Source organism: Ancylobacter sp. FA202 (assembly GCF_000380205.1).
In the GTDB taxonomy this organism is placed as follows: domain Bacteria; phylum Pseudomonadota; class Alphaproteobacteria; order Rhizobiales; family Xanthobacteraceae; genus Ancylobacter.
Genome location: NZ_KB904818.1, coordinates 1293616 through 1315275, shown reverse-complemented (window position 1 = coordinate 1315275; position 21660 = coordinate 1293616). Strand labels below are relative to the sequence as shown.

The following is a 21660-nucleotide window of genomic DNA, read 5'->3' as shown; positions in this document are numbered from 1 at the left end:
CGGAAAGGCCCCTTTTGGGCGGGCCGTGTCCGTGGCGTTGGCTGTGGCCTGCGGGATAGGCGTGTGCAGCGCCCCGGCGGGGGCGGTGGAGCGCAAGGCCTCGACCTCCGCCAGCCTGCCATCCTCCGCCATCATCATCGACCGCGATGACCGTCTTTCCCGCGAGGACTATTCCCGCACCTTCGGCCTGACGCCGGCCGCCATGGCCTCGCGCTTCGGCGCCACCGGCCTGGTGCGCTGCGGCTCGGCGGTGGGCACCGGCCAGCTGGTGGGCGCCAACAACGTGCTGGTGACGGCCTCGCATGTGCTGTTCACCCCCGGCGGCGAGCCGCGCGGGCGGGGCGCCGACTGCACCTTCGAGATCACCGCCGGCGGCAGCCGGCAGAAGGTGTCGGTCGATGTCGACAAGGTGGTGTGCGGCGCCCGCGAGCCTTATGGCCAGCCGGCGGTGAAGGACTGGGCGGTGGTGCCGCTCGCCGGGCCGGTGAAGGGCGTGAAGCCCTATATGCCCGGCACGATGCAGGTTCCGGGCGACATCGTGCTGGCGGCGGCGGCGAAGAGCGGCGGCCAGGAATATTATTCGCTGCAGAACTGCCAGGCCCGCAAGGTGACGACCACGGCGTCGAGCGGCCTGCGGGAGGTCGCGATCGACTGCGACGCCGAGGGCGGCGTCTCCGGCGCGGCGATGCTGTCGCCGGACGGGGCGTTTCTCGGCGTCTATGTCGGTTTCCGCTCGGCCCATCCCGGCAAGGTCGGCCCGTTCTCGATGAGCCATTACAATTTCGGCCTGTCGGCCGATGGCGCCCTGCGCGAGGCGATCACCGAGGTGGTGACGCGGGCCCGCACGCTGAGCGCCAGCCGCTAGTTCGCCCTCCCTCTGCCGGAGGGAAGGCGTCAAGCCAGCGGCACGGGCAGGCGCGCGTGTCGTTGCTCCCTCGCACGGTGTCCGCGACCCTACGCATTGGCGCGGTGGTGGCGGTGGCGTAGAGTGGGGCAGGCTCGCCGAGGCCGCATGCGAGCCATGCAGATGCAGGAGTTGTCTCGTTGTGCGGTGCGCATATTTATGCTGCGCCGCAATAATGATCTGCGGTCCCGTCGAGACCGAGCCCATGACACCGTCCGCCGCCCCTTCATCTGCCGCGCCGCGGGCGCCGCTTGCCCCGCCTTCCCCGGCGCTGGTGCGGCTGCCGGGCCATATCCGCAAGCTGGTGCCGGCGGAACGTGAGGCGATACTGGCGCATCTGCTGCGGCTCGATCCGCTGAGCCGCTTCATGCGCTTCGGCGGGGTGGTGTCCGACAGCGCGCTGGCCCGTCACGCCACCCGCCTTGTCTCCGGCGAGGCGAGCGCCATCGGCTATTTCGTCGAGGGCGATTTGCGGGCGGTGGCGGAGTTGCACCCGCTTGGCACGCGCCCGGGAAAGCCGGCGGCAGCCGAGGCGGCGTTCAGCGTCGAGCGTCCCTGGCAGGGCAAGGGCATCGGCTCGGCGCTGATGAAGCATCTGGTGCTGCTGGCGCAGAATCGCGGCATCGAGGAATTGCAGGTGGTGTTCCTGCCCAATAACGGGCCGATGCGGAACCTCGCCGTGCACCACGCGGCTGATCTCCAGCTCGACGACGAGGAGATGGTGGGGCGCATGCGCGCCCCGCGCGCCACCTTGTTCTCGCAGGCCCGCGAATTCATCGGCGACATCTTCGCCGTCTTCTCCTCCGCCGCCGACCTGCAGGAGCGAATGCTGCCGCCGCATCTGCGCGGCAACTGAGGCGCAGGGGCCGGGCAGGCGCGAGGCCCTGATCGCCGGCCTTGATCGCAGGCCTTGATACCCTGCGTTGATGCCTGGCCTTGAGTACCGGCCTTGACTTGGCCTTGATCGGGACTGAGAGAGGTCGGCCACTGGCTCCAATCCGCCCCGGCACGATGTATCCCAGCTCCCGCCTTCCCGCATTTCCTGCCGGCCTGCGCCTCGCGGCCGCGCCCGTCTCGCCTCTGCGCAGCCCCGGCTTCGTGCGATTCATCGCGCGTTTCGTGGCCCGCTCCATGGTGGTGGCGCTGGTCGCGCTCGCCGTTCTGGTCGGGACCAGCGCGAGCTTCGCGCAGATTCCGCCGGAACAGCTGCAGGTTCAGCAGAAGCTGGAGGGCCAGCGCGCCATCGTCGACGGCGTGGAGGCGGCGCTGGGGCGCGACGGTTTGCGCTCGATCGACCTCGACGATCTGCGCAACCGGCTGGACCCGGTGCGGACCGACCTGACCGCCGGCATCGCGCTGCTGGAGCCGCTGCTGGCGAACTTGAATCACCGGGTGAAGGAAATCGGCGCCAAGCCGGCCGAGGACGCCCCGCCGGAAGACGCTTCCATCACCTCCGAGCGCGACGCTCTGACCGCCCGCGCCACCGAGCTCGACGGCGTGCTCAAGCAGGCCAAGCTGCTGAAAGTGCGGGCGGATCAGCTTTCCGACCGCATCACCAGCCGGCGCCGGGCGCTGTTCACCGACACGCTGCTGGCGCGCTCCTACAGCATTTTTGATCCCTCGCTGTGGCTGCAGGCCGCCGCCGCCGTGCCGGTGGAACTGCGCGGCATCAACTATCTGCTGAGCGATTGGGCCGCCTATGCCAATGCGCGCATGCCGTTTCTCGGCCAGGTGGCGGTAGCCTTCGGCGCGCTGGCGATCGTGGCGCTGATCTTCCTGGCGCGCAGCATCCTCGCCCGGCCGCTGCACCGCGCCGAGCTTGGCGCGGAGGGCGAGACGCTCTCGCGCCTGCGGGCGTGCGGGCTTTCGGCACTGGTGGCCATCCTGCGGATGGCGGCGGCGCCGCTGGCCGCCACCGCTGTTCTGGCCCTCCTGAACAGTTTCGACCTGCTGCCCCCGCGCGTGAACGAGATCGCGCAGGGGATTCTGCTCGCGATCACCATCATCGCCATCGGCGTCGGTCTGCTCGACGGGGCGCTGGCGCCGCGCGAGCCTCAGCGCCGCGTGGTGCCGCTGTCGGACGAGATCGCCGGCCTGATCTTCCGCTACACGTCGATTGGCCTTTGGATTCTGGCGACCGCCGTGACGCTCGGCGCCTTCCACCGCGCCCTGGTGGTTCCGGTGCCGCTCTCGGTGGCGACCAGCGCCACCATGTCGCTGTGCCTCGTCCTGGTGGCCTCGCGCAGCATGCGCGCCCTCAACGCCCTGTCCGGCGACACGGATGAGGATGAGGGCAAGGCGGCGGATGGCAAGGGTCCAGAGAGCAGGGGTCCAGAGATCAAGGCGCCGGAGAGCAAGGCCTCGGACGGCAAGGCTTCGGACGGCAAGGCTTCGGACGGCAAGGCCGACGATGGCCGGGACGCCCGTTCCTTCACCCTGCTCAACTGGATCAAGTTTCCCTTCTGGGTGCTGAACCTTTCCATCCTCGGCGCGCTGATTACCGGCTATGTCAGCATCGCCTCCTTCCTGTCCTCGCGAGCGCTGATCGCCGTGGTCATGGCCGGCACGCTCTATCTCGTGGTGGCGCTGATCAATTCGCTGTTCGTCGATTCCCTCGCCACCGGCCCGAGGGCGCGCCACGCGGCGAAGGCGCTCGGCATCCGGCCGGCGAGCCTCGAACTTCTGTCGGTGCTGATCGCTGGCGTGCTGAAGGCGGTGGCGATCATCGGCATCGTCATCGTGACGGTGGGCACCTTCGGCACCTCGACCTCGGACTTCGCCGATCTGGCGAGCCGCGTCACCCTCGGCTTCACCATCGGCAATTCGACGGTCGCCATCGGCGACATTCTGAGCGCGCTGCTGTTCCTGGTGATCGGCATCGTCATCGCCCGCGCGGTGCAGCGCTGGTTCGCGGTGGCGATCCTGCCGAAGACCGCCTTCGACCAGGGCCTGCAGAATTCCATCGCGACCATCATCGGCTATATCGGCTCGATCACGGTGATCGCGATGGCGATGGGGCAGCTGGGGCTGAACCTCGAGAACATCGCGCTGGTCGCCGGTGCGCTCTCGGTCGGTATCGGCTTCGGCCTGCAGTCCATCGTCTCGAACTTCGTCTCCGGGCTGATCCTGCTGGCCGAGCGGCCGATAAGGGTCGGTGACACCATCGCGGTGAAGGGCGAGGAGGGCTATGTGCGCCGCATCAGCGTGCGCGCGACCGAGATCGAGACCTTCGACCGCGCGGCGGTGCTGATCCCCAATTCCGACCTCATCACCGGCATGGTGAAGAACTTCACCCACGCCAACACCACCGGCCGGGTGATCGTGGCGGTCAACGTCTCCTATGACGCGGATGCCGACGAGGTGCGCGACATACTGATCGGCTGCGCCTGCGACCACCCGCAGGTGCTGCGCTCGCCGCCGCCGCGGGTGTTCCTGATGGCGTTCGGCGACAGCTACCTGAAATTCGAGCTGCGCTGCGTGGTGGCGAATGTCGACTATGCGCTCACCGTGAAGAGCGACCTGCATTTCGCCGTGCTCGACCGGCTGAAGACCGCGAAGATCGGCATTCCCTATACGCCGTGGAGCATCTATCGCGGCGGGCGGATCGGCGAGGAGCCGCCGGCCGGCGATGAGGGCGGCTAGGCATTTTCGCTGAACTCGGCGTCATCGCACCCGCGCGTTAGAGATTGGTTTACCGATCCGGGCGGATTCAATCGTTCCCGGACCTCCCCGTCTCCGCGCCCCTTGAGAGTGTCGCATGTCCACCTTCCTGCTGAAGCGCCTTGCCGGCCTGCTGCTCGTGCCCCTGATGCTCGCGGCCTGCGCCGCCGGGCCGACCACGGCGCCGGTGGACGAGACTTTCTATGCCAACATTGCCAAGGGCGGCGCGCTCGACCCGCAGGCGGCGGCCGCGCTGATCAGCGACTACCGGCGCGGGCGCGGCCTACCGGCTGTGACCATCGACCCGGTGCTGATGAATGTTGCCGAGCGTCAGGCCAAGTCCATGGCGGCGGCGGACCAGCTCTCGCACAATATTGGCGGGCGGGGGCTGACCACGCGGCTGAAGGCGGCCGGGTTCAGCGGGCTGAAGGCGGCGGAGAATGTCGGCGCCGGCTATCACACCCTGGCCGAGGCGTTTTCCGGCTGGCGGGATTCGCCCTCGCACAACAAGAACATGCTGCTGTCGGGCGCCACCCGCCTCGGCATCGCCGCCGTGCGCTCGCCGCGCAGCAAGTACAGCGTCTACTGGGCGATGGTGATCGCGGTGCCGGACCCGAGGGCCGAGGCGGCCGAGGCGGCGGCGAACCCGGCCGGCGCGCCCGCCAGCGCACCGGCGGCGGGCGGCACGCAGGTTCTGCTCAATGGCGCGCCGCTGCCCTCGCAATAGGCCGCGAAGGGCGCTCGCGTTCAGCAGCCGGAGCGTGGCCGGCACTCGCGGCTCAGCGCCGCCGAGTGTGCGGCGCTCGCGCTCAGCGCCGCAGAGTGTGCGGCGCGAGCGGATTGTCGGTCATGGCGACGCGGTCGGGCTGGCCGATCGCCGGCAGGCCCATGAAGGCGTCGAACAGCCGGCGGATCATCGCCGGCTCGACATCGCGCACGATCATCACCAGGCGGGTGCGGCGGTCGTCATCCGGCCAGGCGGCGAGCTGGCTCGGCGGGTGCAGCACATGCTGGACGCCGTGCAGCACCAGCGGGTGCTCGGGGTCCTCGGCCAGCTTCACGATACCCTTGAGCCGCAGGAGCTTCGGCCCATGCGTGCCGCGCACCAGCTCCAGGAACATGTCGATGGCGGCGGCGGAAACCGGCGCCTCGGTGGCCACGGTGAAGGCGCGAATGCGCTCGTCATGGCGGTTCTCGTCATGGGCGTGGGCGCGGGAGGCCTCCTCCGCCGCGCTCACCGCCTCGTCGGCCAGCCAGCGCGACACGTCGGGGATCTTGGTGGCGGGATCATAGAGCCCGGCGCCGAGCAGCGCGGCCGGCGTCGCCTCGCCCTTCGCCGCATCCAGCACCGGCGCGCCGGGGGCGAGGCGGGCGAGGCGCTGGCGCAGCGCGGCGAGATCGGCGATCCGCTCGGGCGTATCGACCAGATCGGTCTTGGTGAGCACGATGCGGTCGGAAATCGCCGCCTGCCGCACGGATTCCGGGTGGGCGTCGAGCGTGCCGAGGCCGTTCACCGCGTCGACCACGGTGACGACGCTATCGAGCCGGAAGCGCATCAGCAGATAGGGATGCATCATCAAGACGTGCAGGATCGGCGCCGGGTCGGCGAGGCCGGTGGTCTCGATCACCACCCGGCGGAAGGGAGGGATGACGCCATTGTCCATGCGCCGCAGCAACTGCTCCAGTCCCTCGGACAGATCGCCGCGAATGGTGCAGCACAGGCAGCCGGAGGCGAGCAGCACGGTGGCGTCGTCGAAATGCTGGACGAGGAGATGGTCGAGCCCGATCTCGCCGAACTCGTTGATCAGCACGGCGGTGTCGGCCATGTCCGGCTGCTGCAGCAGCGTGTTGAGCAGCGTCGTCTTGCCGGCGCCGAGAAAGCCGGTGAGCAGCGTGACCGGAAGCGGTTCCGGGGGGAGGCGGGTCGCCTCGCTCATGAGCGAAATCCTGTTCGGGCGCGTGGGCGCCACGGTCCCGCGAGGCTGAGGCGCCCGCAGGCTATTGCGGTGGCGGAGGAACGACGAGATTGGCCGGCGCGGCACCCGGCCCGGAGGCGGGCTTCACGGCGGGTTTGGCCGCCGGCTTCGACGCTGGCTTGGCGGCGGCGGGTTTGGCGGGGGCGCCACCGGCGGGCGACGCCTGCGCCGTGGCCGGCTTGGGTTTGGGCTTCGGCTTGGGGGCTGGCGCAGCAGCGGGAGCGGAGGGATCGGCGGGGTCGATGATCGCCGTGGTCTGGCCCTTCTTGTCGCCCGGCTTTTTCGCGGCCGGCTTCTTCGGCGCCGGCGGCGCCGGGTAGGCGGCGGCGAGCGCCTCGGCGCTGGGGAACGGCCCGACGAACACCTCGACCGGCGGCATGGAGGGCGGCAGCTTTTGCAGCAGGCTGGCGCCAGTCACAGTGCCGTCAAGCCGGGCCATGCCGGCGGCGACATAGCCGGTGGGGGCCGGGCCGCTGTCGTCATCGGCTTCGGAGGCGGTGTTCTTGCGCTTGCCGCCGCACACCTGCTCGCGCATGTCGGTGGGTGGGCCGCTCTCGTTGCGCAGCGATTCCACCGACGGCGCGAGCGAGCCGAACACATTGCCGGACTGCTGGAAGCCGCGCTCCAGCAGCAGGGCGGCCTGCTCGGTGCGGGCCTTGCCGGATTCGGTGCCGAGCACGACGACGAGAAGGTGCCGGTTGCCACGGGTGGCGCTGGCCACCAGGTTGAAGCCGGAGGCGCAGATGAAGCCGGTCTTCATGCCGTCGGCGCCGGGATAGCGGTCGATCAGCTTGTTGTAGCTGCGGATCACCGCCGGGCCGATCTTGATCGCCGGAATGCGGAACAGGTCGGCCTGTTCGGGGAAATTGAGGAAAATGGCGCGGGAGAGGATGGCGAGGTCGCGCGCCGTCGACACCTGCGCCGGGTCGGGCAGGCCGTTCGGGTTGGCGTAATGGGTGCCGGTCATGCCGAGTTCGGCGGCGGTGGCGTTCATCTCGTCGATGAAGGCGGGCAGGTTGCCGCTGACGCCTTCGGCGAGCACCACGGCGATGTCGTTGGCCGACTTCACCAGCATCATCTTCAGCGCGTTGTCGACCGTCACCTGGGTGCCGGCCTTGAAGCCCATCTTGGAGGGCTTCTGCGTCGTCGCGAAGTCGGAAACGGTGATCAGTGTCTCCGGTGTCAGCCGGCCGGCGCGGATGGCCTTGAAGGTAACATAGGCGGTCATCAGCTTGGTGACGGAGGCGGGATACCAGGGCTTGGTGGCGTCTTCCGCCAGCAGCACCTTGCCGCTGTCGACCTCAATGACCAGCGCCGGGGTGGCGCGCGCCGCCAGCGGGGCGACCAGGGCGGCACTGACAAGCCCGGCCACGAGCCAGGCGCGACGGGGGCGGAACAGGGAAAGGTTCAACACGCTTCCAATATCCGTTTCTGACCGGGGCAGCGGGCCGGGCCGGCCCGAGAAGGATTTCGCCCCTTGCATAACCCGAACCCTGCGGCGGCGCAAAAACAAAGCCCGCCGGCCGGATCACAGCGGCGCCATCCGATCGGCGCGATCCGTTCGGCGCACTGCCGCACAGGCTTCACGCAAATGGCTCTAGAATCGACGCATGAGTGATTCGGCATGAGTGATTCGATCCGCCGCCTGCACGCCGCCGTGGCCGCGACACAGAAGGGCGACAACCCTTCCGTGCGGACCCAGAAGCTGTTCCGCAAGGGCCGGGCGGCGATGGCGAAGAAGGTGGCCGAGGAGGCGGTGGAGGTGGCGCTGGACGCCGTGGTCGGCGACCGCGCCGCCACTGTGCGCGAGAGCGCCGATCTTCTCTACAATCTAGTCGTGCTGTGGGTGGAACTCGGCATCGAGCCCGAGGATGTGTGGGCGGAGATGCGCCGACGCGAGAAACTGCTCGGCATGGCGGAGAAGATGCCCAAGCGCCGAGGCAGGGCCGGCAAGGATGCGCCGCTCTTCGAGGCAGGGGTGGCCGTCCGGCCGCTTTTGTGGGACATCGCCGACGGTGCCGGCGCCGCGCCTCTTCCCGACATGCCGCGCCGGCGCCCCTAGCGCACGTCCGGTGAGAGCCGGTTCACCGAACCCACTTCGCTTCGTCAGGTCCTTGCATGCTGCGCCGCCTCTACCAGTGGGTGATCGACCTCGCGGAGCGGCGTTCCGCGCCGTGGGCGCTGGCCGCCGTGTCCTTTGCCGAAAGCTCGTTCTTCCCGGTGCCGCCTGATGTGATGCTGGTGCCGATGTGCCTGGCGCGCCCGGCCCGCGCCTGGTGGTACGCAACGGTGTGCACGCTGGCCTCCGTGGTCGGCGGCCTCTTCGGCTATGCGATCGGTGCGCTGCTCTACGACTCGCTCGGACTGTTCCTGATCCAGCTCTATGGCTATGGCGCCCGGGTAGATGCCTTCACCGAGGCCTATCAGCGCTATGGCCACTGGATCATCCTCATCAAGGGACTGACCCCGATCCCCTACAAGGTGGTGACGATCACCTCGGGCTTCGCCCATTACAGCCTGTTCTGGTTCGTGGTGCTCTCGGTCATCACAAGGGGGCTGCGCTTCTTCATGGTGGCGGGGCTGCTGTACTGGATAGGCCCCTCGGCGCGCACCTTCATCGAGGAACGGCTCGGCCTGGTGACGGCGGCGTTCGCCGTGCTGGTGGTCGGCGGCGTTCTGGCGGCGGTGTACCTGTTCTGAGCGTCAATGGCGTCCGCCGCTGCGGCCAAGGCGCGCTTCCAGCAGCGTCTTCGCCAGCAGCGTGACGATGGCGAGCAGGGCCAGCAGCGAGGCCACCGCAAAGGACGCCTGGAACTGGTACTCGTTGTAGAGGATCTCGACCTGCAGCGGGATGGTGTTGGTCTCGCCGCGCACATGGCCCGACACCACCGAGACGGCGCCGAACTCGCCCATGGCGCGGGCGTTGCACAGCAATACGCCGTAGAGCAGGGCCCATTTGATATTGGGCAGGGTGACGCGCGAGAACACCCGCCAGCCGTCGGCGCCGAGCGTGACCGCCGCCTCCTCTTCGACCGTGCCCTGCTCCTGCATCAGCGGGATCAGCTCGCGCGCGACGAAGGGAAAGGTGACGAAGATCGTCGCCAGCGTGATGCCGGGCCAGGAGAAGATGATCTTCCAGCCATTGTCGATCAGCCACGGGCCGAAATAGCCCTGCGCCCCGAACAACAGCACGAAGACGAGACCGGCGACGACCGGGGATACCGAGAAGGGCAGGTCGATCAGCGAGATGAGCAGGCTCTTGCCGCGAAATTCGAACTTGGTGATCGCCCAGGCCATGACGAGGCCCATCACGGTGTTGGCGGTGAGCGACAGCGCCGTGACCAGAAGGGTGAGGCGTATCGCCGCCAGCGCGTCCGGCTCGACCAGCGCGGCGAGATAGGCGTGCCAGCCCTTCACGAAAGCCTGCGCGAAGACCGCGACCAGCGGCAGCACGATGAGCAGGCCGACAAAGGCGGCGGCGGCAACGATGAGGATGGCCTTGACGAGGCCGGGCTCGTCGCGGACGGGGGAAGCGCTCATGCAAGCCTCCCGGTGCGGCTCTGCGACCAGCGCTGCAAGCCATTGACGACAAAGAGCAAAAGGAAGGACGCCACCAGCATCGTCGCCGCAATCGCGGTGGCGTCGGCGTAGCGGAATTCTTCCAGCCGGATGACGATGAGCAGCGGCGCGATCTCCGACACGTTGGGCAGGTTGCCGGCGATGAAGATCACCGAGCCATATTCCCCGACCGCCCGGGCGAAGGCGAGGGCGAAGCCGGTGAGGAAGGCCGGCAGCACCGCCGGGGCGATGACCCGGCGCGCCGTGGTCCAACGCCCGGCACCGAGCGTGGCGGCGGCTTCCTCCAGATCATGGTCGAGGTCTTCCAGTACCGGCTGGACGGTGCGCACGACAAAGGGCAAGCCTATGAAAATCAACGCGATCAGGATGCCGAGCGGGGTGAAGGCGACCTTGATGCCGAGCGGGGCGAGCAGGGCGCCGATCCAGCCATTCTCGGCATAGAGCGTGGTCAGCGCGATGCCGGCCACTGCCGTGGGCAGGGCGAAGGGAATGTCGATCAGCGCGTCGAGCACCCGCCGGCCGGGGAAATCATAGCGCACCAGCACCCAGACGATGACGCCGCCCAGCACCAGGTTGATGCTCGCGGCGGCGAGCGACAGGCCGAAGGAAATCTTCAGCGCATTCAACGTTCTAGGCGCGGTGAGAATGGCGAGGATCCGTTCCGGCGACAGTTCCGCCGTCTTCAGGAACAGCGCCGCCAGCGGGATGAGCACCACCAGCGACAGCCAGAGCAGGGTCAGCCCCAGGGTGAGGCCGAAGCCGGGGATGACGCTTTGCTGGCGGCGGGTGGGGGCCGGGGGAAGCGCGCCCACCAAGGTGGTTCGATCCAGCGTCGTCTCGTTCAAGGCGGTGCTCCCGAAGGGGATGGTCACGGCGAAGGCCGTGCCTTGCGGCACGGCCCGGGGAGGGATCAAAAGCAGTGGCCGATGAGGCCGATGAGGTGGACAGTGAGGCCGATGGGGCCGATGCGACCAACCTCCCCGGCCGGCCTCAGTTGGAGTAGATCTGGTCGAACACCCCGCCATCGGCGAAATGGGTCTGCTGCGCCTTGCGCCAGCCGCCGAAGGCCGGGTCGTCGATCGTCACCAGCTCGACCTTGGGGAACACCTTCTCATAGGCCTTGGCCACTTCGGCGTCACGCGGGCGGTAGAAGTTCTCCGCCGCGAGCTTCTGGCCTTCCTTGGAGTAGAGCAGCTTGAGATAGGCCTCGGCCACTTCGCGCGTGCCCTTGCGCGCGACATTCTTGTCGACCACCGCCACCGGCGGTTCGGCGAGGATGGAGAGCGAGGGCACGACGATGTCGAACTTGTCGTCGCCGAATTCCTTCTTCGACAGGAACGCCTCGTTCTCCCAGGCCAGCAGCACGTCGCCGACGCCGCGCTCGGTGAAGGTGACGGTGGAGCCGCGCGCGCCGGTGTCGAGCACCGGGACATGCTTGTAGATCTCGCCGACGAATTCCTTCGCCTTGGCCTCGTCGCCGCCATTCTGCTTGAGCGCATAGGCCCAGGCGGCGAGGTAGTTCCAGCGCGCCCCGCCCGAGGTCTTCGGGTTGGGGGTGATGACCTGCACGCCGGGCTTGGTGAGGTCGTTCCAGTCCTTGATGCCCTTCGGGTTGCCCTTGCGCACCAGGAACACGATGGTCGAGGTGTAGGGCGAGGCATTGTCCGGCAGGCGCTGCTGCCAGTCCTTGGCGAGGAAGCCCCTGTCGGCGATGGCGTCGATGTCATAGGCCAGCGCCAGGGTGACGACATCGGCGTCGAGCCCGTCGATCACCGAGCGGGCCTGCTTGCCCGAGCCGCCATGCGAGGTCTTGATCTCGACGCTCTTGCCAGTCTCGGCTTTGTAGCGCTCGGCGAACAGCTTGTTGAACTGGGAATACAGCTCGCGGGTGGGGTCATAGGAGACGTTGAGCAATGTCACGTCGGCGGCGCGGGCTACGGGCGCGTAGGCCAGCGGCGCCGCCAGCGCGGCGATGAGCGCGGCGGCAGCCAGGGGCTTGAAAGGAAAGGACATGAAACGGAAGGACATGAAACGGAAGGACATGGGCAAACTCCCCGGCAGCGCCGTGGCGCTGGTGAATGCGATTGGGGGGAGGTTTTCACAGCAGGCGACGGCGGTCAACATTAATTCTACCGAATTAATAGGAAATAGCGGAAACCTTCGGCAATGAACGGGTTTTGGCCGGGCGCGCGGGCGGCTGGGTCCCCGGGTCATGCCCGGGGATGAGGGGAGAGATGAGGCGCGCCATAGCCGGACGGCCTTCTCCTGCGCTGGCGAGGAAATGCGCCGAGCCAGCGAGATGCCGCGCGGGCTTTGGCCGGGCGCGCGGGCGGCTGGGTCCCCGGGTCATGCCCGGGGATGAGGGGATGGGTGTGCCGGGATGAGGGGCGGCGCGGTTCCGGCGCTGGCCGTGTCAGGCAAGGTCGATCAGGATCTTCAGCTCGGTGCCGGCGGGGCTCAGCAGCGGCTCGAAGCCTTCCGCCACCACATCGTCGAGCTTGATGCGGCGCGTGACCACCTTTTCCGCCGGCAGCAGCCCCGAGCCGATCAGCGCGGCGACGCGCGGCCACATCAGCGTCGAGTAGCACCACGACCCGCGCAGATCGATGTCCTTGAAGGTGAGGGTGAAGCCGTCCACCGCCGGCTTGCCGACATGCAGGCCCACCTGCACCACCACGCCCTGTCGGCGCACCGCCTCAATGCAGGTGGCGGTGGCGGCTTCGGCGCCGACGCATTCCAGCGCCACATCCACCCCGACATGACCCTCCGTCTGGTCGCGGATCGCCTCGACCACATTGTCGGTTCTGGGGTTGAGGGTGATCACGTCGGGCAGCACGGCGCGGGCCATTTTGAGCCGGTTGTCATTGGTGTCGGACAGGAAGATGGTGGTGGCGCCCGCCGCCCGCGCCGCGAGAATCTGCAGCTGGCCGATCGGCCCGGCGCCGGTGACGAGCACGGAGGAGCCCGGCCGCACCCCGCCGCGCTCGGCGGCATAGACCACCACGGCGGTGGGCTCGATCAGCGCCGCCTGCGCGTCCGAAACGCTGTCGGGCATGGCGAACACGTTGTAATCATTGACGACGGAATATTCCGCCATGCCGCCCCATGGCCACATCAGCCCGACAATGCCGAGCTTGTCGGAGAGCTGGTAGAGGCCCCGCCTTCCGTAATGGTCGTCGCGCGGCGAGATCAGCGGCTGAATGGAGACGCGGTCGCCGGGCGCGACATTCGTCACCTCGGCGCCGACCGCGACGACGGTGCCGCCATATTCGTGGCCAAGAATCTGCGGCAGCTGGGCGCCGGTGTAGGGATGCGGCGCGGTGGGGATGAAGATCGGGCCGGCGGCATATTCGTGCAGGTCCGTGCCGCAGATGCCGCAGAAGCGGTTCTTCACCAGCACGTCGCGCGGGCCGAGCCGGGCGCGGTCCGGTTCCGGCACCTCGTCGATGCGTACATCGCGTTTGCCGTGGAAGCGGGCGGCTTTCATGGGAATGTCCTCAAATCGCGAGAAAGGGGAGCGTCAGGGTTTGCCGCGTCAGGCTTTTGGCGCGGCCAGCGCGTCGAAGGCTTCCAGCGCCCGGCTGGCATAGACGGCGGAAGGGCCGCCGCCCATTTCCAGCGCGACGGCGAGCACCTCGATGAGTTCCTCGCGGCTTGCGCCATGGCCGGCCGCGTTGGCGACGTGGAACAGGATGCAGTCGGCGCAGCCCTGATGCACGGCGATGGCGATCGCGATCAGCTCCTTCGTCGCCGCGCTGAGCGCGCCGGGGCGGGAGGCCTCGCCCATCAGCGCGCGGAAGGCGCCCATCGGGCCGGGCGCCGCCTTGGCCAGCGCGGAAAAGCGCCGGTTCATGTCCTTGAGCTGATCGTGGATGCTCTCATTGCTTGCCATGGCCGTTCCTCAGATGAAGACCATGCCGCCATCCACCATCAGGGACTGGCCGGTCATGAAGTCGGAATCCGAGGAGGCGAGGTAGCGGGCGACGCCCACGAGATCGTCCGGCTGCGAGGCGCGGCCGAGCACGGCGGTGGCGGCGAAGGTGTCGAAGGCCTCGTTTTCCTTGGTGGTGAGCTTGTTGTCGCGAAAACCCTTGTCGATCACGTCCCACATCGGCGTGGCGACGACGCCGGGGCAGAAGCAGTTGGCGGTGATGCCCTCCTTGCCGAAGGCGCGCGCCGCCGCCTGCGTCATCGCCACCACGGCGAATTTCGAGGCGCAGTAATGCGCCAGCGGCTCATAGCCCTGTTTTGCGGCGATGGAGGCGGTGTTGATGATCTTGCCGCCGGGGTGTCCGGCTTCTGCCTGTTGCCGGAACGTCTTCACCGCCTCCTGCATGCCGAGGAGCACGCCGAGCGCGTTCACATCGGTGACCAGGCGCCAGTCCTCCTCGGTGATGTCGAGGAAGGGCCGGGTCTGGGCGATGCCGGCATTGTTGAACAGCACATCGACGCGGCCGAAGGCCTCCGCCGCCTTGTCCAGCATGGCGCGGACCTGCGCGCGCTCGCGCACATCCACCGCGACGCCGATGGCCTTGCCGCCAGCGGTGGCGATCTCGCCCGCCAGCGTGTCGGCGGTCGCTTGCGAGAGGTCCGCCACGGTGATGGCGGCGCCGTCGGCGGCGAGCGCCCGGGCGATGGCGGCGCCGATGCCGCCGGTGGCGCCTGTGATGACGATGCTCTTGTCGGTGAGTTTGGACATGATTCCTCCTTCGCCGTCCGCACGCGCGGCGGCGTTGTGTGTCTGGGGGGATGGCTCAGGCGATGTGGGCGAGGATCAGCTCGTTGACCCTTCCGGCCTTCTCCATCTGCACCATGTGGCCGGCGCCCTCGATCACCTCCACCGTCGCGCGGGTGCCGAGCGCCTGTGCGTGGGTGGCCGGGATCACCCGGTCGCTGGCACCAAAGATCACCAGCGCCGGCACGTCGGCGGCGGCGAGCGCCTCCGCCACCAGCTCGGCCTGCCGGCCGCCGGCGAACAGCGCGCCGGACAGGGCCGTGAGCACTTCCGCCACGCCGTCGAGCCGCTTGTATTTCAACAGGTCGTCGACCAACTGGCGGGTGACGGTGTCCGGGTCATGGAACAGCTGTTCCAGCACGGGTTTCAGATCACGCCGGGAACTCGCCTGCACGAAGCCGTCAGTGTAGCCGGCATTGATCTCAGGCCCGAGGCCGGCCGAGCCGATCAGCGTCACCGAAGAGACGCGGCCGGGGGCGTCCAGCGCGGTGCGGGCGGCGATGGCGCCGCCCATGGAGTGGCCGACCAGATGGGCGCGGTCGAGGGCGAGCGCGTCCATGAAGCCGAGAAGCGCGGCGGACAGGCCGGTGAGCGAGGGATCGTCCAGCTTCTTGTCGGACTGGCCATGGCCGGGAAGGTCGAGCGCATAGACGGTCGCGACTTCCGCCAGCGCGTCGATGTTGAACAGCCAATTGTCGAGATCGCCGCCGAAGCCGTGGATGAGGATGACGTTCGCCGCCCCCTCGCCACGCCTGGCGTAGCGCAGGCGCCCGGCCGGGGTGTCGATGAAGTGGGTGCGCGGCGCTTCCTCCTGCGCCGCCTCGGCCGCCGCCTGCGTCGCATATTCGGCGACATAGGCGTCGATCTCGGCGTCCGGCACCGTGTCATCGGCGATGATGCCGAGCAGCGCCTTGACCGGATAGACCGTGTCCGGCGCGCCGATCACCCGGCGCAGCGTGCCCGTCTCATGCGCCTCGACCACGCCGGCGATCTTGTCGGTTTCCACTTCGACGATCTCGTCGCCCGGCGCGATGGCGGCACCGGCGGGCTTGAGCCAGCCGGTGACCTTGCCTTCCGACATCGACAGCCCCCATTTGGGCATGACGACCGGCTTGATGCGTTCATTCATTGCAAGGCTCCTCACGCGGCCGACTTGACGGGGCCGGTGGTCTTGTGGACGGCGGCGACGATGGCCTCGGCCGAGGGGATGTAGAGATCCTCCAGCGCCGGCGAGAACGGCACCGGCGTGTGCGGGGCGGTGACCATCTGCGGTGCCGCTTTGAGCGCGCCAAAGGCGTGCTGCGCGACATAGGCGGCGACATCGGTGGCGAGGGAGCAGCGCGGATTGGCCTCGTCGATCACGACGAGCCGGCCGGTGTTCTCCACGCTCTCGATCACCGTGTCCCAGTCGATGGGCGAGAGGGTGCGCAGGTCGATCACCTCCGCCGAGACGCCGGAGCGGGCCAGCGTGTCGGCAGCGCTGAGCGCGCGCGGCACGGTGAGGCCATAGCCGACGAGGGTCACATCCTTGCCGTCGCGCACAATATTGGCCTCGCCAAAGGGGATGGCGTAGCTCTCCTCCGGCACGTCGGCCTCCGAGCCGTACAGCGCCTTGTGCTCGCAGAAGATCACCGGGTCGTCGTCGCGGATCGCCTGGATCAGCAGGCCCTTGGCGTCATAGGCGTTGGAGGGGCACACCACTTTCAGCCCGGGAATATGGGTGAACAGCGGGGTGAGCATCTGCGAATGCTGGGCGGCGGCGCGAAAGCCGGCGCCGACCATGGCGCGGATGACCACCGGGGTCTTCGCCTTGCCGCCGAACATGTATTTGAACTTGGCGGCCTGGTTGAAGATCTGGTCGAAGCACACGCCCATGAAGTCGAGGAACATCAGTTCCGCCACCGGGCGCATGCCGCAGGCGGCCGCGCCGATGGCGGCGCCGATATAGGCGCTTTCCGACAGCGGGGTGTCCATCAGCCGGTTGCCGTGCTTGGCGTGCAGCCCCTTGGTGACGCCGAGCACGCCGCCCCAGGCGTCCATCTCACCGGGCGCGCCGGCGCCGCCGACAATGTCCTCGCCGAGGAGGATGACGGTGGGATCGCGGCGCATTTCGAGGTCGAGCGCTTCGTTGATCGCCTGCTTGTAGCTGATCATGCGGGCCATGGGATTCCCTCCTTTTATTGGTTGCTTGGCTCAGTAGGCGACATAGACATCGGTGGTGAGTTCGCGCGGGCCGGGCAGCGGCGCGCCCTTGGCGGTGTCCACCGCGTCGTCGATGAGGGTGGCCACCTCGCGGTCGATCAAAGCGAGGTCGGCGTCGGAGACGATTCCGGCCACCGTGACCCGGGCGCCGAACAGCTTCAGGCAGTCGCGGTGAGCTCGGTTGTGCTCGTTCTCACCCTTGGCCTTGTAGGTCTGGGCGTCGCCCTCGAAATGGCCGAAGAAGCGCACGGTCTTGCATTCGAGCAGCGCCGGGCCGCCGCCCTCGCGGGCGCGCTTGATGATCTCGCCCGCCGCCTCATAGACGGCGAAGAAGTCCGTGCCGTCCACCGTCACGCCCGGCAGGCCGAAGCCGGCGGCGCGGTCGACATAGCTGTCGACGGCGGTGGCGTATTCGACCGAGGTGGATTCGGCGTAGCCATTATTCTCGACCACGAAGATGACCGGCAGGTTCCAGATGGCGGCGAGGTTCATGCTCTCCAGCACCGTGCCCTGATTGGCCGCGCCGTCGCCGAAGAAGGTGAGGCCGACGCCGCCATCGCCGCGGAACTTGGCGGCGAGGCCGGCGCCGCAGATCAGCGGCGCGCCGGCGCCGAGAATGCCGTTCGCCCCCATCATGCCCTTGGAGAGGTCGGCAATGTGCATGGAGCCGCCCTTGCCCCGGCAGCAGCCCGTCGCCTTGCCGTAGATCTCGCCCATCATCTCGTGGACATCGACGCCCTTGGCGATGCAGTGGCCATGGCCGCGATGGGTGGAGGCGATGCGGTCAATATCGGTGAGGTGCATCATGATGCCGGTCGCGCAGGCTTCCTCGCCGGCATAGAGGTGGACGAAGCCGGGAATGTCGCCCTTGGCGAATTCCACATGCAGCCGCTCCTCGAAATCGCGGATGGTCCGCATGGTGCGGTAGGCGGTCAGCAATTCGTCCCGGGAGAGGGGAAAGGGATTGTTGGTCATGGCGTTGTCGTTCCTCCTTGGGCATGCCGGGCTTTGGCCGGCGTTGTTGTCGGGGCGGGCACGGCTCAGGCGCCCGCCAGCAGCGGGACGGGGTGGAGAGCGGGGGTGGCATGGCGCAGCAGCAGTTTTTCGCGGGCGGCGAAGCTCATGACAGCGGCGACATCGACGGTGCGGAAGGCGGCGTCGTGCAGGGTGATCGCCACCTGCTGATGCCCGTCGAAGAAAAGCTCGCGCTCGCCATCCAGCGCCACCGCGCCGGCGGCCATGTCGGGCGAGAACAGCTTTCCCGCCGGCATGCGGCGCCAGCCCTCGACGCCGACGGGCGTGACGAGGCCGGGCGCGATGGGCGCGCAGACCGTCATCGCGGCGGTGGCCGCCGGGGCGAGGGTGAGGGCGAGCCCGCCCGGCTCGCGGCGGCTCACCGGCTCGACCAGCCCGGCAATGGCGGCCATGCCGATCACTTCCGGATCGGCGAAGGCGACATAGAGCTCGCGGAAGGTCTCGGTGCGCCAGAGGGCGCGCGCGCCGACATAGCGGTCGGTGACGAGGGCGACATCGACGAGGGCGATGTCAGGCGGGCCGCCATCAATGCGGACCTCGATCTTCTTGTTGGCGGCGAAGGCGAGGCCGGCCGGCACAAGCCCCCTGGCGGCGAGCCCGGTGGCGAGCCCGGTGATGGTGGGCTCGCGATGCTCGGGAAAGGCGTTGTTGGTGCCGGTGGAAATGCCGGCGATCGGCACCGCGCCGCATTCGGCGACCACGGCGCGGTGGGTGCCGTCGCCGCCGAGCACGATGATGGCGGCGATGTCGCCGGCCTCGCGCATCAGCCGGGCGGCGCGGCGTGTATCCTCGGCGGTGCCCGTCACCGGCATGGCGAGATGGGTGAGGCGGGGAAAGCGGGCCTCGCCCTGCGCATTGGAGCGCTCCATGCCGCGCAGCACATGGGTGGCGATGCCGCCGCGCTCGGGCATCATCACCACATCCTCGATGCCGCAGGCGGCCAGCGCGGCCAGCGCCCGCAGCACGATGTTGGCCCGGTCCGCCACCTGCACGCTGTTGGCGCTGGCGACGACGCGGCGAATGTCGCGTGCCGAGATCGGATTGGCGATGATGCCGACCTTCGGCGGCGTCTGTGACGTCATCCGGCGTCCTTCCCGTGGCGTTCGTCCCTGCGGGCCGCGCCTTTGCCGGCGGGCCTCGTTCTGTGCCCGCTTCTTCCGCAAGCGGCGGGCCAACTGCCTGCCGGACGACAAGCCTATGAATTAGTTGAGCTTTACTGCGGGAGGTGCCGTTGCCACGGTGCGGCGCCCGCGCCACAGCTGTGGCGCCCGCTGCCTCAGCTGTGGCGTTGCCGGCACTTCGTGAGGGGTAGGGAATGGCGAGCGCTTGCACCCGCCCGCCAAGGGGACGACACTCGGCTGAAACGGGAGGCTACATCCCGATGCCGGCAGGTCCGGCGCGAAGATATCCGGGAGGACGCCGATGAGACGGGAACAGGCCGCTCATATCGACGAGCTCGTGCGTGCCGCCGGCGGAGCGGCCACCCGCCGCGACGCGGTGATCCAGGAATCCTGGCGGCGCTGCGTGAGCGAGCACCATCTCGACCCCGAGGTGCTGCGCGAGCCCTGCATTATCACCGCCACCCGCCTGCGCGAGCACCAGGACGCGATGGAGGAGTTCACCCACACCGCGCGCTTCGGCGTGGAGACGCTGTACCGGCAGGTGGCGGGCCTCGGCTATGTGCTGCTGCTCACCGACGCCAAGGGCATCACCGTCGATTTCATCGGCGACCCGACCTTCGACAATAATCTGATGCGCGCCGGTCTCTATCTCGGCGCCGACTGGAACGAGCAGCATGCCGGCACCTGCGCGGTCGGCACCTGCATCCACACCGGCGAGGCGCTGGTGGTGCACCAGACCGACCATTTCGACGCCACCCATATTCCGCTCACCTGCACGGCGGCGCCGGTCTATGACCCGTTCGGCGCGCTCGCGGCGGTGCTGGACATTTCCGCCCTGCGCTCGCCCGAGCCGAAGGAGAGCCAGTTTCTCGCCCTGCAATTCGTCAAGGGCGTCGCCAACAAGATCGAGACCGCCAATCTGGTGAACCGCTTCCGGCGCGAATGGATCGTCAAGCTCGCCGCATCGCCGGAATTCGTCGATGTCGAGCCGAGCTATGTGCTGGCGGTGGACGGTGCGGGGCGGCTGCTCGGCTTCAACAACGCCGCCCGGCAGCTGCTGCTGCGCGAGGCGGCGGGGCGGGTGGCTGGAATCGCGGCTGGATTGGCGGCACCGGGATTGGTGGGGCGCCGGCTGGGGGAGTTCTTCCAGCTCGAAGTCGACGATCTGCCGCGTTTCTCGCATGCGCTGCCGGCCGCCCAGCGGCTGGTCCGGCTCGCCGGCTCCGGCACGCCGCTTTTCGCTGCCACCCTCGCCCCACCGAGCCGGCCGGGCCGGCCCATCGCCGAGCCGGCGGCCGCCGCCCTGCCGGCGCCGCTGGCGGCGCTGTTCCGCGACGATCCGGCGATGCGGCAGGTGGCGACGCGGGCGGCCAAGCTGGTCAACACCCAGATGAGCCTGCTGATCACCGGCGAAACCGGCTCCGGCAAGGAATATCTCGCCAAGGCGATCCACGCCGCCGGCGCCCGCGCCGCCCGGCCCTTCGTGCCTGTCAACTGCGCCGCGCTGCCGGAAACGCTGGTCGAGGGCGAATTGTTCGGCTACGAGGCCGGCGCCTTCACCGGCGCGGCGGCGCGGGGCAAGAAGGGGCTGGTGCTGGAAGCCGATGGCGGCACGCTGTTCCTCGACGAGATCGGCGACATGCCGCTGCCGCTGCAGACAAGGCTGCTGCGGGTGCTGGCCGAGCATGAGGTCACGCCGCTTGGCCGCTCGAAGCCGGTGCCGGTGAATATCCGCGTCATCGCCGCCACCCATCGCGACCTGGTGGACGAGATCAAGGCCGGGCGCTTCCGCGAGGACCTGTATTTCCGCATCTCGGGCGCGGTGCTCGCCCTGCCGGCGCTGCGGGAGCGGCGCGACCTGGACTGGCTTGTGAGCCGGCTCATTGCCGGCCGCTGCGATGCCGGGGGCGCGCGCTTCAGCCTGTCGGAGGCGGCGCGGGCGGCGCTGGCGGCGCATGGCTGGCCCGGCAATATCCGCGAACTCGCCAACGCCCTCGACTATGCCTGCGCGGTGGCGGAGAGCGGCATGATCGGCCTCGACGATCTGCCCGACCGGCTGCAGGGGCTGGCGCCGGGGCTGGCATCAGGGCGTGCGGCGGGCGCGGCGCCGCAAGCGGCGGTGCGGGTCTGGCCATCGGACCTTCCCTGCGCCCTGGCCGGCCCTAGCAACGGGCGCGAGGAACTCATCGCCGTCCTCGCCGCGCAGGGCTGGAACGTCTCGGCGGCGGCGCGCGAGCTGGGCCTCGACCGGACCACGGTGCATCGCCGGATGCGGCGCTTCGGGCTGGTGGCGCAGCGGCAGGGGGGAAGCCTCGCGTCGTGAGCGCGCGGGCTGCGGCGGGCGCGACCCTGCCGGGGGACGATTCGAGCGATCCAACCAAAAATAAGCAGGTCGCGCGCGGCCCGTTTTGGCCCGGAATGGTGGAAGTTTGCCGCTGCGGCATGGTA

19 protein-coding genes are annotated in these 21660 nt (G+C 68.9%); 7 read left to right on the top strand and 12 right to left on the bottom strand.

Going from position 1 to position 21660, the window contains the following annotated elements:
* The first annotated feature begins 61 nt into the window (after positions 1 to 61).
* The 4 genes from A3M1_RS0105930 to A3M1_RS0105915 all read left to right on the top strand — a co-directional run bounded on the left by A3M1_RS0105930 (position 62) and on the right by A3M1_RS0105915 (position 5291).
* Positions 62 to 865, top strand: a complete 804-nt coding sequence (locus A3M1_RS0105930; RefSeq protein ID WP_245261588.1) for a trypsin-like peptidase domain-containing protein — start codon at positions 62 to 64, stop codon at positions 863 to 865.
* Between the two features lie 244 nt (positions 866 to 1109).
* Positions 1110 to 1760, top strand: a complete 651-nt coding sequence (locus A3M1_RS0105925) for a GNAT family N-acetyltransferase (protein WP_018964181.1) — start codon at positions 1110 to 1112, stop codon at positions 1758 to 1760.
* Positions 1761 to 2002: 242 nt separating this feature from the next.
* A complete protein-coding gene (locus A3M1_RS0105920) occupies positions 2003 to 4546 on the top strand; it encodes a DUF3772 domain-containing protein (protein WP_245261587.1) in 2544 nt (847 codons plus the stop codon).
* Positions 4547 to 4661: 115 nt separating this feature from the next.
* The gene (locus A3M1_RS0105915; RefSeq protein ID WP_018388031.1) at positions 4662 to 5291 is read left to right on the top strand and encodes a CAP domain-containing protein; all 630 of its coding nucleotides are present in this window, start codon (positions 4662 to 4664) and stop codon (positions 5289 to 5291) included.
* An 82-nt stretch (positions 5292 to 5373) separates the two neighbouring features.
* Here the strand turns inward: A3M1_RS0105915 and A3M1_RS0105910 are convergent, their stop codons facing one another.
* Positions 5374 to 6501 carry a GTP-binding protein gene (locus A3M1_RS0105910; protein ID WP_018388030.1) on the bottom strand — a complete coding sequence of 376 codons (1128 nt, stop codon included), beginning with the start codon at positions 6499 to 6501 and terminating at the stop codon, positions 5374 to 5376.
* A 61-nt stretch (positions 6502 to 6562) separates the two neighbouring features.
* Positions 6563 to 7954: a D-alanyl-D-alanine carboxypeptidase family protein gene (locus A3M1_RS27125; RefSeq protein WP_026221165.1), complete on the bottom strand. Its 1392-nt coding sequence runs from the start codon at positions 7952 to 7954 to the stop codon at positions 6563 to 6565.
* A 210-nt stretch (positions 7955 to 8164) separates the two neighbouring features.
* Here A3M1_RS27125 and hisE point away from each other — a divergent pair, with 210 nt between their 5' ends.
* Positions 8165 to 8602, top strand: coding sequence for a phosphoribosyl-ATP diphosphatase (gene hisE / locus A3M1_RS0105900; RefSeq protein WP_018388028.1), 438 nt, complete (start codon positions 8165 to 8167; stop codon positions 8600 to 8602).
* Positions 8603 to 8658: 56 nt separating this feature from the next.
* Positions 8659 to 9240, top strand: coding sequence for a YqaA family protein (locus A3M1_RS0105895; RefSeq protein ID WP_018388027.1), 582 nt, complete (start codon positions 8659 to 8661; stop codon positions 9238 to 9240).
* 3 nt (positions 9241 to 9243) lie between these two features.
* Here A3M1_RS0105895 and cysW read toward each other — a convergent pair whose 3' ends face one another.
* The 10 genes from cysW to A3M1_RS0105845 form a co-directional block, all read right to left on the bottom strand.
* Positions 9244 to 10080 carry a sulfate ABC transporter permease subunit CysW gene (gene cysW / locus A3M1_RS0105890; protein WP_018388026.1) on the bottom strand — a complete coding sequence of 279 codons (837 nt, stop codon included), beginning with the start codon at positions 10078 to 10080 and terminating at the stop codon, positions 9244 to 9246.
* Positions 10077 to 10886 carry a sulfate ABC transporter permease subunit CysT gene (gene cysT / locus A3M1_RS0105885; protein ID WP_026221164.1) on the bottom strand — a complete coding sequence of 270 codons (810 nt, stop codon included), beginning with the start codon at positions 10884 to 10886 and terminating at the stop codon, positions 10077 to 10079. The genes cysW and cysT overlap by 4 nt, the downstream gene beginning before the upstream one ends.
* A 223-nt stretch (positions 10887 to 11109) precedes the next feature.
* Positions 11110 to 12132: a sulfate ABC transporter substrate-binding protein gene (locus tag A3M1_RS0105880; protein ID WP_051087039.1), complete on the bottom strand. Its 1023-nt coding sequence runs from the start codon at positions 12130 to 12132 to the stop codon at positions 11110 to 11112.
* A 400-nt stretch (positions 12133 to 12532) separates the two neighbouring features.
* Positions 12533 to 13606 carry a 2,3-butanediol dehydrogenase gene (locus tag A3M1_RS0105875; RefSeq protein ID WP_018388023.1) on the bottom strand — a complete coding sequence of 358 codons (1074 nt, stop codon included), beginning with the start codon at positions 13604 to 13606 and terminating at the stop codon, positions 12533 to 12535.
* Between the two features lie 48 nt (positions 13607 to 13654).
* Positions 13655 to 14011 carry a carboxymuconolactone decarboxylase family protein gene (locus A3M1_RS0105870; RefSeq protein WP_018388022.1) on the bottom strand — a complete coding sequence of 119 codons (357 nt, stop codon included), beginning with the start codon at positions 14009 to 14011 and terminating at the stop codon, positions 13655 to 13657.
* 9 nt (positions 14012 to 14020) lie between these two features.
* Positions 14021 to 14818, bottom strand: a complete 798-nt coding sequence (locus A3M1_RS0105865; RefSeq protein ID WP_018388021.1) for a glucose 1-dehydrogenase — start codon at positions 14816 to 14818, stop codon at positions 14021 to 14023.
* Between the two features lie 55 nt (positions 14819 to 14873).
* The gene (locus A3M1_RS0105860; protein ID WP_018388020.1) at positions 14874 to 15983 is read right to left on the bottom strand and encodes an acetoin dehydrogenase dihydrolipoyllysine-residue acetyltransferase subunit; all 1110 of its coding nucleotides are present in this window, start codon (positions 15981 to 15983) and stop codon (positions 14874 to 14876) included.
* An 11-nt stretch (positions 15984 to 15994) separates the two neighbouring features.
* Complete coding sequence (locus A3M1_RS0105855; protein ID WP_018388019.1) at positions 15995 to 17017, bottom strand: alpha-ketoacid dehydrogenase subunit beta; 1023 nt, start codon at positions 17015 to 17017, stop codon at positions 15995 to 15997.
* A 30-nt stretch (positions 17018 to 17047) separates the two neighbouring features.
* A complete protein-coding gene (locus A3M1_RS0105850) occupies positions 17048 to 18031 on the bottom strand; it encodes a thiamine pyrophosphate-dependent dehydrogenase E1 component subunit alpha (protein WP_018388018.1) in 984 nt (327 codons plus the stop codon).
* Between the two features lie 65 nt (positions 18032 to 18096).
* Positions 18097 to 19173, bottom strand: a complete 1077-nt coding sequence (locus A3M1_RS0105845) for an ATP-NAD kinase family protein (RefSeq protein WP_018388017.1) — start codon at positions 19171 to 19173, stop codon at positions 18097 to 18099.
* A gap of 340 nt (positions 19174 to 19513) precedes the next feature.
* On the opposite strand from A3M1_RS0105845, the gene A3M1_RS0105840 reads away from it, so the two are divergent.
* Positions 19514 to 21535 carry a sigma-54-dependent Fis family transcriptional regulator gene (locus A3M1_RS0105840; RefSeq protein ID WP_018388016.1) on the top strand — a complete coding sequence of 674 codons (2022 nt, stop codon included), beginning with the start codon at positions 19514 to 19516 and terminating at the stop codon, positions 21533 to 21535.
* Positions 21536 to 21660: the final 125 nt, after the last annotated feature.